This window comes from Catenuloplanes nepalensis, assembly GCF_030811575.1.
In the GTDB taxonomy this organism is placed as follows: domain Bacteria; phylum Actinomycetota; class Actinomycetes; order Mycobacteriales; family Micromonosporaceae; genus Catenuloplanes; species Catenuloplanes nepalensis.
In genome coordinates this window covers 5312846-5327804 of record NZ_JAUSRA010000001.1, presented here as the reverse complement: position 1 = coordinate 5327804, position 14959 = coordinate 5312846, and the positions used below count along the sequence as shown (strand labels likewise).

Below are 14959 nucleotides of genomic sequence, written 5' to 3'. Positions count from 1 at the left end.
GGCACACCGTCACGGCTCACATCTTGCGCATCTTGTTCAGGCCCACGTTGCTCAGGCCGGTGAGGTGACCGATGGTGTCGGAGACCGGGCGCATGTGCTCCTCGGCCAGCTGGTTCATCGAGAGGGTGGCCTTGGTGAACGCCTCGGCCAGCAGGCTCTCCACCAGGTCGCGCTTCGACGGGTCCAGCAGGCTCGGGTCGATCGAGACGGCCTGCACCCGGCCGTGCGCGCCGAGCGAGATGCGAACGAGGCCGTCCCCGGCGTCCTCGGTCACCGACGCGGACTCCAGGCGCGACTGCATCTGCGCGACATGGTCCTGCATCGCACGGGCCTGAGCGGCGAACTGCTCCAGGTTGAACGGCTGCATGCTGCGACTCCTGTCGTTGCGGTGCCGGATCGTCACCGGCTCGGCCCTTCTACGGGTCCGCGCCGGTGCTGGTTCAGACCGCCGGCGACGGGGACACCCGAACAAGGGCGGTGACGGCGTCGGGCTAGCCCTGCTTGACTGGGCCGACCACCGGCCTGCGCCGTCCCGCCGCCCGCGGCGACCCGGCACAGGCGGTTACCGCCCGAGACCCCCGCCCGGACCGTCCCTCGGTTCCGTGACACCCCCCGGTGCGACGGCCCCGGAGCCGATCCCGCGTGCGGGAACGGCATGAACCGGCTCCGCCTCCGGGCTGTCACGGAACCGATACGGGACCGGGCGGGCCCCGGGCGGCCGGTGGCGGATCCCGGGAGGTTGGACATGAGGGCTCGGCTCGCTCTCGCGATCGCGGTGCTGATCGGTACGGTGTGCGCGTTCGCCGTGGCCCCGGCGCAGGCCGTTCCGGCGGCGACCGGCAAGTACTACGTGGTCGCCGCCCCGGTGAACGGCCAGCGCGAGTACCTGTACGCGATCGCGATGAAGACGCTCGGCGACGGCAACCGCTACCGGGAGATCGTCGAACTGAACCTCGGCCGCACCCAGCCGGACGGCGGCGCGCTCGACAGCGGCGGCGAGCTCAAGCCCGGCTGGATCCTGGTGCTGCCCAAGGACGCGGCCGGTGAGGGCGTCAAGGACGGCCCGCTGCCCGCGATCGCGCCGGTCGCCGCGTCGTCCCGGGCCGCCAGTCCGCCACCGCAGGCCGCCGCGCCCGAGTCCACGGCCGCGACCAGCGCGGCCATCCTCTGGTTCGTCGGCTTCGTGCTGATGCTGATGCTGGTCGCCGCCATGATCAATATCATGCACAGTGGCGCGCGCGCCGCCGCGGCAGCCACGGCCCGGCGGCCACGGCTCGCTCCCGGCGCCGACCCGCCGCTGCCACCCGGGCCGACCGGCCCACCCGGCGCCACCGCGCCGCCGCGCGCATCGGAGGCGCCGGACGCGCCGGTGCCCGACTCCGGCCTGGACCTGGTCGCGTCCGCCGCCGAGGGCCGCCCGCCCGCCGCAGCGGACCAACGTGAGGTCTGGGGACCGCCGGGCGCGGACGCGGACGCCCCCACCCGGGCGTCCGCGAACCCCCGGTCCGGCGCGCGCGGCACCGGTTTCGTCCCGGAGGGCGCGCCCCGGCCCGCCGACGACCAAGACCCCACCCAGCGGGTACGGCTGCCGCTCCCGCCCCGGGACGACTCCACCTCGGACGGCGAGGACGAGCTGCCCACCGTCGAGCAGCCCCGCCCCAACCCGGAACAGCCACCCGCCCGGCCGGCCCCTGCCCAGGGATCCGGCCTCTCCTGGCCGGCCGCCGCCGCACCGGCGACACCGCCGCAGCCCGCGAACCCGGCACCCGCCGCTCCGGCGGCGCCCACTCCGCCCTCGCGCCCCGGCCCGGCCCCCGCTCCCGCGTGGTCGGCCACGTCCAGCGCCCCCGCCCCGGCCCGCCCCTCGGAGCCGGCCCCCGCGTGGTCCGGCGCCCCCGCACCGACCCCGGCCCCACCCTCGCGCCCCACCGCTCCTGCTCCGGCCGCTCCGGCTGCTTCCGCTCCGGCTGCCTCGGCACCGCCTTCGCGCCCAGCGGATTCCGTGGATGCGATGTCGCCGTGGTCGGCTGCTTCGGGTTCGGGTGTGTCGGGTTCGCGTGCTGTGGATTCCGTGGATGCGGCGTCGCCGTGGTCCGCTGCTTCCGGTGCGGGTGCGTCCGGATCGCGTCCGGCCGAGTCCGCCTCCGCGTGGTCTGCCGCCTCGGGGTCGCGTGCCGAGGAGCCGGCCTCGTCCCGGCCTGCCTCCTCCGGTGCGGACGCTCCGGCCGTTCCGGGCGCGCCCGCCCGGCCCGCGGCACCGGCCGCCGAACGGCCGGCCCTCTCGTCCCTGCGGGCCTCGGCCGCGCGAGCCGATGCGGAGACGCCGCCCGCCGCGGCACCGGAACCGGCGACCGAGCCGTGGCGGACCCCCGCGTTCGCCGCCGCCTCCACCGCGGCGCCGGTCACCGGCCCGGGCGGCCGCTCCATGGTCGACGTGCAGCTGCCCGGCGAGCCGGTCGCCGCGCCGGTGCGGACCGCACCTCGGGTCGAGGAGCAGATCACGGCCGTGTCGACCCGGGCGGAGACGCCGGCGGCGCCCGCACGCCCGTCGTCCGGCGGGCGCAGGCCGACCGGCCCGAAGCCGCCGCTGCCCGGCCCCGGCGATCCCGGCCCGGTGCTGCGGGAGACCGTGCTGGCGGACGAGGGACCGGCCGGTGTGCACCTCACCGGCGTGTCCACCGGCCGGGACACACCGGCCTACGCCTGGCTGGCCGAGGACGACACGCCGCTGAAGGGCGTCATGCCGCTGGTGATCGGCCGTCGCAACGACTGGTGGCTGCACGCGGACCTCACCCGTACCCCCGATTGCCTGGCTCTGGTCGGCGCCGCCGATGCGGTCCGGCGGCAGGCCGCGGTGTTCGCCCGGCGGCTGCACACCGCCGGTGTGGGCGTCTTCGCGGTCGGCCGGGTGCTGGGCGAGGAGTCCGTTCCGGGCCTGGTGATCCTCGATCAGCTGCCGGAACTGCCCGCGCCGGGCGCTCCGCTGCCGGCCCCGCGCGTGGTCTTCTGCGCGGGCGCGGACGCACCGGCCACGGCCCGCTCCCTGGCGTCCGCGACCGCGGGCCGAATCGTTCCGATCCTGCTCGGCTCCGGACAGTCCGCACAGTGGACGATCCGCGTCCACTGACCGTGCGGGCGGCGTCGGTGTCAGCGCCGGCGGCGGGCCAGCCGGAGCGGTACCTGCGCGACGACCACCAGCAGCGCCACGCCGGCCACGGCCAGCGCGACCGGCCCGAGCGCGGAGGCGCCGCCGGTGGGCGGGCCGGCCGGCGGCGCCGGTTGCGCGACGGTGGCGGCGTGCACCGCCGCGGCCGGGTCGACGAAGCCGCGCCCGGTGACCGGATCGGGCGTGCCGGTGGCGCCGTCCGCGGTGTCCAGCAGGACCTGCGTGGCCTCGGCCGCGGACAGCGCCGGTGCGGCGGCCCGGACCAGCGCCAGCAGGCCGGCCGCGAACGCCGCGGCGTAGTCGGAGCCGGACCCCTGCAACGCGGGCCGGTTCGCGGTGCCGATGGTGGTCACGCCGATGCCGGGCGCGACCACATCGACGGCGCCGGCCGGGTACGCCTCCGCCGGTGTGCCGTCGGCCCCCACCCCGCCGACGCGCAACAGACCCGGCCGGGCCTGCGGTGCCGGCCGGTCACCGGCGGGCACCACCACGGCCACACCGTCCGCGACGGCCTCGTCGATCGCGGTGCCGACCTCGCCGGCCGCGGTGTCGACCGGCACGGTCAGCACCATCACGCCCGCCCCGGCCGAGGCCGCGAGCCGGATCGCGTCCGCCGCGTCCCGCGGGTCCGCCCCGCCGTCCGCCGCGACCGGCACCCGCACCGGCAGGATCACCGCCTCCGGCGCCATCCCGCTGAATTCGTCCGCGCGCTCGGCGCGGGCCGCCACGATGCCGGCGATCGCGGTGCCGTGGCCGGTGCAGTCCACCGTGGGCGCACCGCCGTTGCCGCTGCTCTCGCCGCCGCGGACGCGCCCGGCCAGCGCCGGTGCGGTCACGTCCACGCCGGTGTCGACGACCGCGACGGTGCTGCCGCCGCCGCGCCCCCGCGTCCACGCCCCGGGCAGGTCGAACCGCAGCTGGGCCCAGGGCAGACCGTCCGGTGCGGCCGGGTCCGGACCGCGCTCCGGGCATGCCTCGGGGGACGTGCCGGGCCGGCGGTCGGGCTCGGGCAGCACGCCGTGCTCGACGCCGGGCCCGGCCGCGTCCCAGGGCAGCACGATGATCCAGCCGGTACGCAACCGGGCCGGGTCGCTCATCGCGTCGCCGTCCGCCTGCGGCCGGCCGCTGTTGAGCGCGACCAGCTCCGGCATCCGGGCCGAGTCGCCGAGCACGGCGGCGGCGATCTCCGCCAGCGTCTCCGGGTCGCCGTCGGCGGTGATGGTCACCACGTGGTACTTCCGGTACTCCGGGGCCGCCGCCCCCGCGGGCGCGGGCGCGAGCAGTAGCGACAGGAGCAGCAGGAACACGGCCGTCCGGCGACGGGCCGAGCGGTGAGCCACGACAACCTCCTGTTCGGCGCCGCGCCGGCGGGAGCGCTCCCGGACACGGTAAGTCTGGCGTTTACTCCAATTAAGGGGCGGGGTAGCCGGGTGGCGTTTACTTCGGTCGAGGAGCAGCGGTAGCCGGGCGGTGCTTACTCCGGTCGAGGGGCGGGGGTCGCCGGCTGCAGCCGGGCGGTGTTCACTTCGGTCGAGGGGCGGGGTCGCCGGCGGCAGCCGGAGCCATGTGCGGAACGAGTCGTCCGACCCGAGCGGGGTTCCGGGCCGGACATCAGGGAGACTGTGCCCACGACCCGATGGGGAGGTACGGCGGTGCCGGCCGGCTTCCCGCTCGTCCTCGCCGTCGGTGACCCGTTCGTGGCGCGACATCGCAAATTACTACATCGTGGGTGAATCGGTCGACGGCCCGGCGGAGCGCCGGAGCCGGCCGTGCCGTCCGGAGGCGGAATGAGCGACATCACATGGGTACGACTGAGTGCGCTGCTCCTCGCCGCGGTGCTGCTCATGCTCGCACTCGAGATCGTCCGCGGCGGCCGGAACCGGTCCCGTCGCGGCGGCTCCGCCGGGCGTGACCGCGCGCGCCCGCGGCGGCGTGGCCGGTCGGCCGGTTCCACCGCCGCGGACATCGACGATCCGACGGTCCCGGTGTCGATGCCCCCCACCGCCCCGGTTACGGGCGCCTCGCCGACGTTCGCGCCGGCGGCACCGGCGGAGTTCGCCGCCGCGCCCCCCGAGGCCAGGATGGCCTGGGCGGACCCGGCTGATCCGCGTCCGGTGGCACCGGAGACGCCGGCCGTTCGCCGGGACGGGCAGCCGGTGGCCCCGCGGTCGCGGTGGGCGGCCGCGCAGACCGGCACCTGGATCGACGCACCGCACCCGCAGGAGGACGCGCGCCCGCAGACCTGGACGGACCCGCCGAACTGGTCCTCCGCCGCGCTGCCGGCCTCGGTGGCCCCGGAGCGCGAGGCCCCGGTCACACGCCCCGGCCGGCCGGCCGGCGAACAGGCGACATCCGCCGGCACGCCCCGGGACCGCACGACACCACCCCGCCAGCCGGGCAGCCACGGCGCGGCCCGCTCCTGGTCCGCCCCCGACCCGCACGCACCGTTCAGCGATCCCGCCCGGGACCGCGAGGCCCCGGTGAGGTCGCTGAGCGATCCGGTTCGCGACCGCGAGGCCCCGGTGAAGTCGTTTACCGACTCTGCGCCGGATCGTGAGGTTCCGGTGAGGTCGTTGGGCGATCCGGTTCGGGATCGCGAGGTGCCGGTGAAGTCGTTTACCGATCCTGCGCCGGATCGCGAGGTGCCGGTGAAGTCGTTTACCGATCCTGCGGCGGATCGTGAGGTTCCGGTGAGGTCGTTGGGCGATCCGGTTCAGGATCGTGAGGCGCCGGTGAAGTCGCTGGGCGACCCCATATGGGACCGAGAGGCGCCGGTGAAGTCGCTCAGCGACTCTTCGCCGGATCGTGAGGCGCCGGTGAAGTCGCTCGGAGATCCGGATCGGGGCCCCGAGGCCCCGGTCAAGTCGCTCACCGACCCCGTCCGCGACCGTGCGATGACGTCGCCGGGCGAGCCGGAGCGTCCGGCCGGGAACCTGGGCGGCCCCGATCCACAGCGTCCGGCGCCCGCCGAGGAACCCGGTCGCGACCGCGAGTCCCAGCATCCGGCCCCGGGCATTCCGCACGTCGACGTGCCGGGCGCGGCCGGTGGCACCCCGGTCCGGCTCGGCGGCAGCGGCCTGATCATCGGCATCAGCGCGGGCGACCGCCCGCTGTCCCGGCCCACCGAGGTCGCGGCCCTGGGCCTGCCCCCCGACCCGGCCGTGGGCTCCGCCGGGGCCCCGGAGCCGCCCGCACCGCCCGCCTGGCAGGCCGGTGCGCCCGCCCCGGCCGTTGAGCCGGCCGCCGAACCGCCCCTGGCTGCGGCGAAACCGGCCCCGGGAGCACCGCCCGCCTGGCAGGCCGGCGCGTCCTCCCCGGCCGCCGAACCGCCCCTGGCTGCGGCGGGACCGGGCCCGGCTGTGCCGGCTGCTTGGGAGGCGGGTGTGCCTGCTTCGGCTGTGCCGGCTGCTTGGGAGGCGGGTATGCCTGCTCCGGCTGTGCCGGTTGCCTGGCAGGCCGGTGCGCCCGCCCCGGCCGGTGCGCCCGCCCCGGCCGATGCGGCGGCACGGCCGGTGCTGCCCGGTCCCGGCGAGGAGAGCCCGGAGGTCGTGGAGACGCTGGAGACCGGGCTCGGCCCGGTCCGGGTGCGGCTGTTCGGCGTCGCGTCCGGCGCCGTCCCGGCCTATGCCTGGCTGGCCGACGGCGAGGAGCCGCCCCCGGCCACGGTGCCGGTGGTGGTCGGGCGCCGGGGGCCGTGGCGACTGCACGTGGACCTGGCCCGTACCCCCGATGTCCTGACGATCGTCGGCCCGGTGGACGACGCCCGCCGGATGGCGGCGGTGCTGATCAGCGGCCTGGACGAGGTCGGTGTGGGCGTGGCCGTGGTCCGGGACGCGATGGGCGGCGTGCCGGTGCCCGGTGCTCGCCGGCTCAGCCGGTTCCCCGCGCCGCCCGCGCCCGGCCGGGTGCTGGAGTCGACGTTCGTGGTGCTGAGCACGGACGCGCCGCCCGAGGCACGGCACCTGGCCGGTGCGACCGACGGCCACGCGGTACCGGTGATCATGGGGGAGGTGCCGGGCGGGCGCTGGTCGATTCAGCTGGCCTGAGCGTGCCGGAGCACGTCGGCGACCGGGCCCTGCGTCGCGTCGCGGCGGCGTCGCCAGCGCGAGCCGGCCGGCTCGAACACGCGCAGCACCGTGATCCGCTCGTAGTGGCGCGGCGGTACCACCAGGTCGATCCCGGCCCGGTGCAACCGCACCGCGCGGGAGTGCACGGACGGCAGCCGGCCGAGCAGTTCCGCGGCGGCCGGTACGTCGATCGCGCGACCCTCCGGCACCAGCACCTCCATCAGCAGCCGCCCGGGAGTGACCGCCGGTGCTCGGCGCAGCAGCCGCATCCAGCCGGTCGGCAGCGTTCGGGCGTGCACGGGGAGCAGCGCGTACGCGGTGCGGGGGCCGGGCCAGCGGGGCGCGTCGTCCGGCAGGCCGGGCACGCCGTGCAGCGCGCCCGCGGAGGCGATCCGCAGCGGCGCGCCGCCGGGCGTGCCGGTGCCGATCGCGTCGCCACCGGCCGTCAGCGCGTAACCCGTGACCAGCCGGGCACGGCCGAGCCGGCCGGCCGGGATGAGGTAGACCTGCTGGCTGAGCAGGTGCTGGAAGCGGCTCGGCACGGGCGCGCCGATCGAGCTGGCGAGCACCGCGCCGCCCGGTTCGACCCGCACTCGCAGCAGCCACCGGGCCTGCCGGTCCGCGCGGATCGCGTGCGGGTCGAGGTGGCCGGGCACGAACAGGTCGGGCGTGCGCAGCCCGGCCGTGGCCACGTGGTGCGGGTCGTCCGCCGACGTCACGAACGCCTCGAACGGCTCCGTGGTGACCTGCGCCCGCCCGCGCATCCAGGGGACGCCCACCGACGGCGTGCCGACCGGCTCCTCCTGGGTCTCCGGCGGCGCGGACGCGAAGAGGATGGCCGGCGGTCCCACCGGAGCCACCGGAACGGCCGCGGCGACCGTAACCGCGGCGGGCGGCATGGCCGGCGCCGGCCCGGATCGGACCGTGGCAGGCGCCGGGGCGGATCGGACCGTGGCCGGCGCCGGGACGGATCGGACCGTGACCGGCGCGGTGGCCGGCACCAGCCGGCCGTCCGGCCCGGAGCGGAACGCGGCCTCGCCTGAGGTTCGGGCCGGCCGGTGCGGCTGCCAGAGGCCGGGCTCGCCGGTGGGCTCGATCGCGCGCAGGTCGTGCCGGTCGCCGGAGAGCTCGACCGCGCCGCCGGCCGGTGGCGTCCACACGGTCGCGCCGGTCGTCTCGGCCAGGTCGGCCACGTTGCGCAGCAGGTGGTCGCGGTCGGCGGCCTCGGCCGGCCAGGTCAGCCAGAGCCGCAGGTCGCAGCCGTAGAGCGGCAGGTCGCCGAGCACGGACGCGAGTCGCCGCCCGGCGTGCACGCGCTGGGTGCCCCGGTAGTCGCCGACCACGAAACCGCCGGACCGGACCGTGACCGCCACCGTGGCCAGCCGGGGGTGGCCGTCGCGCAGCCGGTGGGCGGCGGCCCGCCGGGTCACGAAGTCGGCGCGGGTGGCGAGCGCGACGCCGTCCGGCAGCGCCAGGGCCACCACACCGGCGCGCGGCCGGACCACGCCGCCGGCGACGTCGAACCAGCCGGGCAGCGGCGTCGCCAGATCCGGCGGCTGGATGACCGTCCACTCGACCGGCTCGCCGGTGGCCCGGTCGATCGCGATCGCGTCCGGCGCCTCGTCGTCGCCGGGCAGGCGGTCCAGGCGGACACGGTCCAGGCGGGCGCCGTCCGGCGTGGTCAGCACGTCCCGGCCGAGCAGCCCGGCGACCTCGCGGAACAGTGCGTCGTGGGCGGTGCCGTCGTCGGTGAGCATGCGCACGTCGTCGGTGGGCCCGCTGGACCGGCGGACCAGGTCGGCGAGGCTGCGCCCGGTCAGCGGCGTTTCCGGCGTGCCGGGAGTGGCGAGTCCACCGGCGGCCGGCCTGATCAGCGGGACGTCGTGGAGGCCGGTGACCTGTCGGTACCGATCCACCGCCGGTCGCGCCGCGTACATTCCCCTCACCGCCCGCAGGTCACGTCCGCGCTCCGATCCGGACGACAGTCTGTCACCAGACCGGACTATATGCGAGTCCGGATCCTGAACCGGAAGCGGCGATCTCGTTTCCGATCGGCCGGACTTCGGTGAGAAGTACGAATCGCATTGAACTGGCGCGACCGTCGATCCGTAATCCGGGCGGCGCTCAATCGGGCGTGCCGCGCGAGAAGAGGGAGAGTGCCGGTGCCGATGACACGTCAACGACTGTATCGGCTGCTCGTCGGGCTGATTCTGGCCTTCGGAGTGGTTCAGCTGACCATGGTGGCGGGTGCGCCCGCAGCCCCGGTGACGCAGGGTTACGTGAAGTACTACACAGTCACCGGAACCTCGGAGAACCTCACCGAGGTCGCGGTGAAGTTCCTCGGCCGCGGGTCGCGATCGGCCGAGATCTACAACCTCAACGCGGGCCGGGTGCAGCCGGACGGCACCGGCCTGGCCGACCCGGCGAAACTGAACAAGGGCTGGTCCCTGGTGCTGCCGTGGGACGCGGTCGGCAACGGCGTGCAGTACGGGCTGCTGCCGTCCAAGGGCACGCCCAGCCCGGCCGGCGCCCGGGCGCAGGCCACCCCGAGCTCGCCCGCGCCGCAGCGCACCACGGCCTCGCCCGCGCCGCGGCCGTCCCGGACGCAGTCCCCGGCCGCGCCCAACCCACCGGCCGCGAACCCGCCGGCCCCGAACCCGCCGGTCTCGACGCCGACGGCCCGGCCGTCCGCGTCGAGCACCCCGCGGCCGAGCGGATCGTCGTCGCCCAAGCCGTCCCCGGGCAGACCGGCCGGCCCGTGCGGCAGCGACGCCTCCTCCGAGCCGACCTCGACCTGGGCGCAGCAGAAGCTGGTGCCGGACAAGGCGTGGGAGCGGACCCGCGGCAACGGCGTCATGGTGGCCGTCATCGACTCCGGCGTGGACGCCAGCCTGCCGGAGCTCAGCGGCCGGGTCGCGCCGGGCGTGGACATCGCCACCGGCAACGCCGTGGGCGACTCCGACTGCCTCGGCAGCGGCACCGCGATGGCCGCGATCATCGCCGGTAACTCGGACCAGACGGACACGCCGAGCGGCATCGCGCCGGACGCGACGATCCTGCCGATCCGGGTGGTCGACGAGAAGGCCGAGTCCGACCCGGCCGACGAGGCGACCGCGATCGAGGTGGCGCTCTCCGCGGGCGCGAAGGTGATCGCGGTCGGCGCGCACGTCGACCTCTCCGACCCGGCGGTCTCCGCCGCGATCACGGAGGCGCTGCGCCAGGACGTGATCGTGGTGGTGGCGGCGGGCACCGGCACGCTGCCGGAGGCGCCGGCCGGCTCCCGGGGCGCGCTGCTCTCGGTGGGCGCGGTGGACGCGGACGGCAAGTTCGCGGCCGATCTCCAGGGCGCGGACGTGGACGTGGTGGCGCCCGGCGTGGACGTGGCCAGCCTCGGCATCAACGGCAGCGGCACGATCAAGGCGAGCGGCCCGCAGTACGCGGTGGCGTTCGTCGCCGGGCAGGCCGCGCTGGTCCGGGCCGCCTACCCGCAGCTGACCGCCGCGCAGGTGAAGAACCGGATCGAGGCCACCTCGGACAAGGTGGGCGCGGAGCAGGGCGAGGCCAGCCGGTACGGATCCGGGATGATCAACCCGGCCGCCGCGGTCACCTCGGTCGTGGACGGCGAGACGGTCGCGCTGCCGCCGGTGCCGGAGCCCGGCATCGGCATCGGCGCGGTGATCGCGATCGTGATCGTGGTGCTGATCATGCTGGCCGCGATCGGGCTGCTCCTGCTGCGGGCGCGCCGCTGGGCGCAGGGCACGGCCGACCCGGCCGAGCACGACCTGCGCTGACACCGGCCCGCACGGAGAACGGCCCCCGTCCCTCTCGCGAGGGGCGGGGGCCGTTCGGCGTACCGGGCAGGTCAGCTCTTCGGGGTCCAGGACTGCTTGCCGTGGTTGACGCACCACCAGATGACGACGCGGGCGCCGGCCACCGGCTCCTCGACGTCGACGTCCAGGCACATGTTCTCGGCCAGCGCGGTGTAGACCGTGCCGTTCTCGATCCGCCAGCGCTGCGCGTCCGTGCCGTTGCACTTCCAGGTCCGTACCGGCGTGACGTTCTCGGTCTTGGCATCGGTCACGTCGAGGCACGTGCCGTTGGACCGGATGGTGCCGTCCGCGCCGATATCCCACCGCTGCTCGGCCGCCATGGTGTCGCACGGCTTGATGGTGGCGGGGTCGCCGGACGTCAGGCAGTTGCCGCCCTTGACCTGCACGAACGTCGTACCCTCCGGCGGTTTGGGCTTCTCCGACGGACGGGCCGGTGCCGGGCTGGTCCGCTGCGGCGAAGGGCTGCCGGTGGTGGCCGGCTTCGGCGACTTCGAGGCGGACGGGGTGGCCGACGGCTTCGGCGCGACCGCGATCCGGCTGTCCATCTTGTAGTAGTCGGTGTAGGAGAGCACGGTCTCGATGAACGCCTGGGTCTCGGCGTCCGGCGCGCCCGCGGCCTGGCGCACCGTCTCCGGCCCGGTGCGGTACGCGGCGAGCGCCAGCATGTACGGGTCGCCCTCCAGCCCGCTCAGCTCGGTGGTCAGCCCGCACAGCGCCTCGCCGACCGCCGGGATGGACTTCGCCGGGTCCCAGGCCGACGCGTCGTCCGGGCCGTACCGTGCCCACACGTCGCCGCGGAACTGGGCGACGCCCTGCTCGCCGGTCGCGCCGAGCTTGTTCGAGTTGAATTCGGAGGACGCCATCAGCACGGCGGCGACCGCGGCCGGCGGGATCTCCCCGCAGACGCCGCCCGCGGCCTTGACCGGGGCGACGTACTCCTCCGGCAGCGGCTTGACCTCGGCCGCGGACGCGTTCGGGTTCACCTGTACGTCGCTGCCGCCGAACTGGGGCAGCTTCGCGTAGTAGGCCGCGTACGCGGTGGACCGGGACACGTACTCGTCGGCCGGGTCCGGCACGCCCTTCGACTTGGTCACCTCCGGCAGCCCGGAGCGGAACGCGGCGAGTGACAGACGCCACTCGTCGCCCTGCACGCCGGCGATCCGCACCTGGCCGGACAGGTCGCACATCTGGTGGGCGAGCGCCAGCACGACCGCGGCGGTGTCGTCGCGTTTCGCCTCCGGCCAGGGCGCCCAGTTCTTCCAGTCCTCGTCGTCGAGGCCGGCCAGCCCCTTACCGCCGGACGCGGTGCCGCTCGCGGACGCGTTCATCCCGGACTCCGCCATCATCTGGCCGGCGAGCCGGGCGGGGGTCAGCATCGGGCAGGACTTGGCCGCGCTGGCGATCGCGGAGAACTGCTCGTCCGTCACGCTCCGGCCGGTGAGATCGTCGTTCGCGGCGTTCGCGATGCCGAAGCCGATGGTCGCGGCGGACGCGACGATGATCGCGACGCCGGCCACGATCATGCCGGCGACGCCGCGGCGTAACCCGCCTCTCGCCCGGATCCGGTCATCGAGCTCGCCGAGCCATCGACTCAGATTGGGGAACATGGTGGTTCGCACGGCGCCGTACCCTTCGTCAGCGTCACAACTCCGGCGTGAAGACGAAAGCGAACCCGGCTCGGTTCACCGATCGGCGCAAACTACCGTAGATTTGTTCGCGAGCCGGAGGGAGCGACCTGGTGACCAGAATGGCCGGACGGTGCGCCGGTGCCGCGCTGTGAGAGATTCGTTGGAGGCCTCGATGCCGGCGATGCACGACGACGCCGTGTCGACCGCTGAAGACGCTTCAGCGAGCTGGACTCCCGAGGAGCGCATGCGCCGGATCCACGAGGCGCACGCCGCTCCCGTGCTCCGGTTCCTGATGCGGCTCACGCTGGGCGACCAGGACCTCGCGGAGGACCTGCTGCAGGAGACCATGCTGCGCGCCTGGCGCAACCTGGACACGCTGCCCAAGGAGATCGAGCGCGTCGCGCCCTGGCTCTACACGGTCGCCCGGAATGTCGCGATCGACGCCGCCCGGGCCCGCCGGGCCCGCCCGCCGGAGGTCGCGGTGGCGGACATCACCCGGCTGCCGCAGCCGGGCGACGCGGTCGACGGTCTCGTCTCCGGGCACATCGTCCGGCAGGCGCTGGCCCAGCTGAGCCCGGAGCACCGCGCGGTGCTGATCGAGGTGTACTTCCGGGGTTCGTCGACCGCCGAAGCGGCGGCCAGGCTGGGCATTCCGGAAGGTACAGTTAAGTCACGGGCTTATTACGCAGTGCGATCGATGCGGGCCGCCGTGGGGTCGGTGGAACCGGAATGACGCGCCGTTTCAGTGGCCGGTCCGGTGACCGGCACCCCGATCGGGGGCGGGAGGCTCGGAGGGGAGGGCTGGCGCAGATGGGTGACGACCGCGACGATGCCATGGCCGAGCGGGCCAATCTGGCGCTCTACCTGCTCGGCGCGCTGCCCGAGGGCGAGCGTGCCGACTTCGAGCGGCACCTGGCCGGCTGCGACCGCTGCCTGGCGGAGGCGCTCGACCTGGGCCCGTCCACCAGCGGCCTCGGCCAGTTCACCGACGACGACATCCACGAGTTCCTGACCTCGGTCGGCAACGACGACGCGTCCATCCCGGAGCCCGAGCCGCCCGCGCCGGTCGTGGCGACCGCGCCGGTGCCCCGCTCCCGGCCGGCCCGCCCGGAGGTGCCCGCCCGTCCCGCCGACAACCGGCCCGGCCGTGCGCCGCGCCGGCGCCGGCGCTGGGCGCTCCTCGGCGTCGCGGCCGCGCTGATCCTGGCGGTTTCCGGCGTCTCGTTCGCGGTGCTGCGCGACGACGGCGGTGCGGGCGACGCCGACCTGGTCGCGACCGCGGAGGCGACCAGCGCCAGCGTCACCTTCTCCGTCACGGTGACGGACACACCGGTCGAGGGCCTGACCGCGCGCGCCGCCATCACCGGTCTGGAGGCCGGCGAGCGCTACCGGCTGTACGCGGTGACCCGGGACAACAGCTCCGTCGTCATCCGCGACTTCACCGGCGAGGCCGGCACCCAGCAGGTGGACGGCCGGCTCACGGTGCCGATCGCGGAGATCGCGTTCTTCTCGGTGCAGGTGGTCGACGGCCGGACGATCGTGGTCGCCCACGTGCCGACCGGTGGGCCGTCGCCGCGCTGATCCGTACCCTTCGATGGGTTGTCTGCTCTGTGGCTTTTATGGGCAGTGCAGCGGAACATCAGTCAGCGCCTCATAACTGATCCAGAATATGTGACGAAGGCTATTTCCGTGAATTCCAGGTGAACCACAGCGTTACGCGCATCGTCATCTCGTCATCGGCATCGCCAGCCCGGCGGTGCCGGAGGGGAGGGTGACGTGACCGCTCTGGGATCGACCTGTGTGGACGGTCGCTGGCTCGCGGCGCCGAGAATGCGGATCCGCCGGGCGCGAGGACCGGCCGCCGCGTCCGCCGGCCGTGCCGATCCGGCGGCGCTCGACGTTCTGGGTCTCTGCCGCCGGGGTGCCGGTGTGGCCGAGGTGGCCGAGATGATCCGCGATCACGAGTCCTGCCGCGGGCCGGGTGGTCGCGCCGCCTGGATCCGCCGCCTGCGCCAGCTGGGCCGTGAAGCTCCCGAGCGCACCACCGACCTGGAGCGGATCGCGGTGCGCCTGATGGCCTGCGCGCCGTAACCGTCCGATTCGGACCAAGAAATCCATCCATATCATGCAGTTGTACGGATTATCCGCCATTGCTGCATAGTCCATGAAAAAAGAGTGGCGAAGGCAATATTTGTAAATTAATGGTGAACCATGGCGTAGGACGAGACGTCAGTTCGTCATCGGCGTTCCAGGAGTCGGGCGACGCCG

General features: G+C 75.2%; 10 protein-coding genes. 6 read left to right on the top strand and 4 right to left on the bottom strand.

All coding sequences use genetic code 11. The features are described 5' to 3' along the window. Positions 1 to 16: 16 nt before the first annotated feature. Positions 17 to 367, bottom strand: coding sequence for a YbaB/EbfC family nucleoid-associated protein (locus J2S43_RS23090; protein ID WP_306832498.1), 351 nt, complete (start codon positions 365 to 367; stop codon positions 17 to 19). Between the two features lie 378 nt (positions 368 to 745). On the opposite strand from J2S43_RS23090, the gene J2S43_RS23085 reads away from it, so the two are divergent. Further along, entirely contained in the window at positions 746 to 3127 is a 2382-nt protein-coding gene (locus J2S43_RS23085) for a hypothetical protein (protein WP_306832497.1), read from the top strand. A gap of 20 nt (positions 3128 to 3147) precedes the next feature. On the opposite strand, the gene J2S43_RS23080 is transcribed toward J2S43_RS23085, so the two are convergent. After that, positions 3148 to 4506 carry a S8 family serine peptidase gene (locus J2S43_RS23080; protein ID WP_306832495.1) on the bottom strand — a complete coding sequence of 453 codons (1359 nt, stop codon included), beginning with the start codon at positions 4504 to 4506 and terminating at the stop codon, positions 3148 to 3150. A 447-nt stretch (positions 4507 to 4953) separates the two neighbouring features. Between J2S43_RS23080 and J2S43_RS23075 the strand changes: the two genes are divergently transcribed. Further along, positions 4954 to 7212 carry a ribosomal eL19 family protein gene (locus tag J2S43_RS23075; RefSeq protein ID WP_306832493.1) on the top strand — a complete coding sequence of 753 codons (2259 nt, stop codon included), beginning with the start codon at positions 4954 to 4956 and terminating at the stop codon, positions 7210 to 7212. Here the strand turns inward: J2S43_RS23075 and J2S43_RS23070 are convergent. After that, the gene (locus tag J2S43_RS23070) at positions 7200 to 9149 is read right to left on the bottom strand and encodes a hypothetical protein (RefSeq protein ID WP_306832492.1); all 1950 of its coding nucleotides are present in this window, start codon (positions 9147 to 9149) and stop codon (positions 7200 to 7202) included. The genes J2S43_RS23075 and J2S43_RS23070 overlap by 13 nt on opposite strands. Before the next feature lie 252 nt (positions 9150 to 9401). On the opposite strand from J2S43_RS23070, the gene J2S43_RS23065 reads away from it, so the two are divergent. Next, entirely contained in the window at positions 9402 to 11024 is a 1623-nt protein-coding gene (locus tag J2S43_RS23065; protein ID WP_306832490.1) for a S8 family serine peptidase, read from the top strand. Positions 11025 to 11095: 71 nt separating this feature from the next. Here the strand turns inward: J2S43_RS23065 and J2S43_RS23060 are convergent, their stop codons facing one another. Next, entirely contained in the window at positions 11096 to 12682 is a 1587-nt protein-coding gene (locus J2S43_RS23060; RefSeq protein ID WP_306832488.1) for a ricin-type beta-trefoil lectin domain protein, read from the bottom strand. Between the two features lie 157 nt (positions 12683 to 12839). On the opposite strand from J2S43_RS23060, the gene J2S43_RS23055 reads away from it, so the two are divergent. From J2S43_RS23055 to J2S43_RS23045, 3 genes are all read left to right on the top strand, one after another. Next, positions 12840 to 13424 (top strand): sigma-70 family RNA polymerase sigma factor, encoded by a 585-nt coding sequence (locus tag J2S43_RS23055; RefSeq protein ID WP_306832486.1) that lies wholly within the window; start codon positions 12840 to 12842, stop codon positions 13422 to 13424. Between the two features lie 77 nt (positions 13425 to 13501). Continuing rightward, positions 13502 to 14272 (top strand): zf-HC2 domain-containing protein, encoded by a 771-nt coding sequence (locus J2S43_RS23050; protein WP_306832484.1) that lies wholly within the window; start codon positions 13502 to 13504, stop codon positions 14270 to 14272. Positions 14273 to 14467: 195 nt separating this feature from the next. Next, positions 14468 to 14782 (top strand): hypothetical protein, encoded by a 315-nt coding sequence (locus J2S43_RS23045; RefSeq protein WP_306832482.1) that lies wholly within the window; start codon positions 14468 to 14470, stop codon positions 14780 to 14782. Positions 14783 to 14959 lie beyond the last annotated feature (177 nt).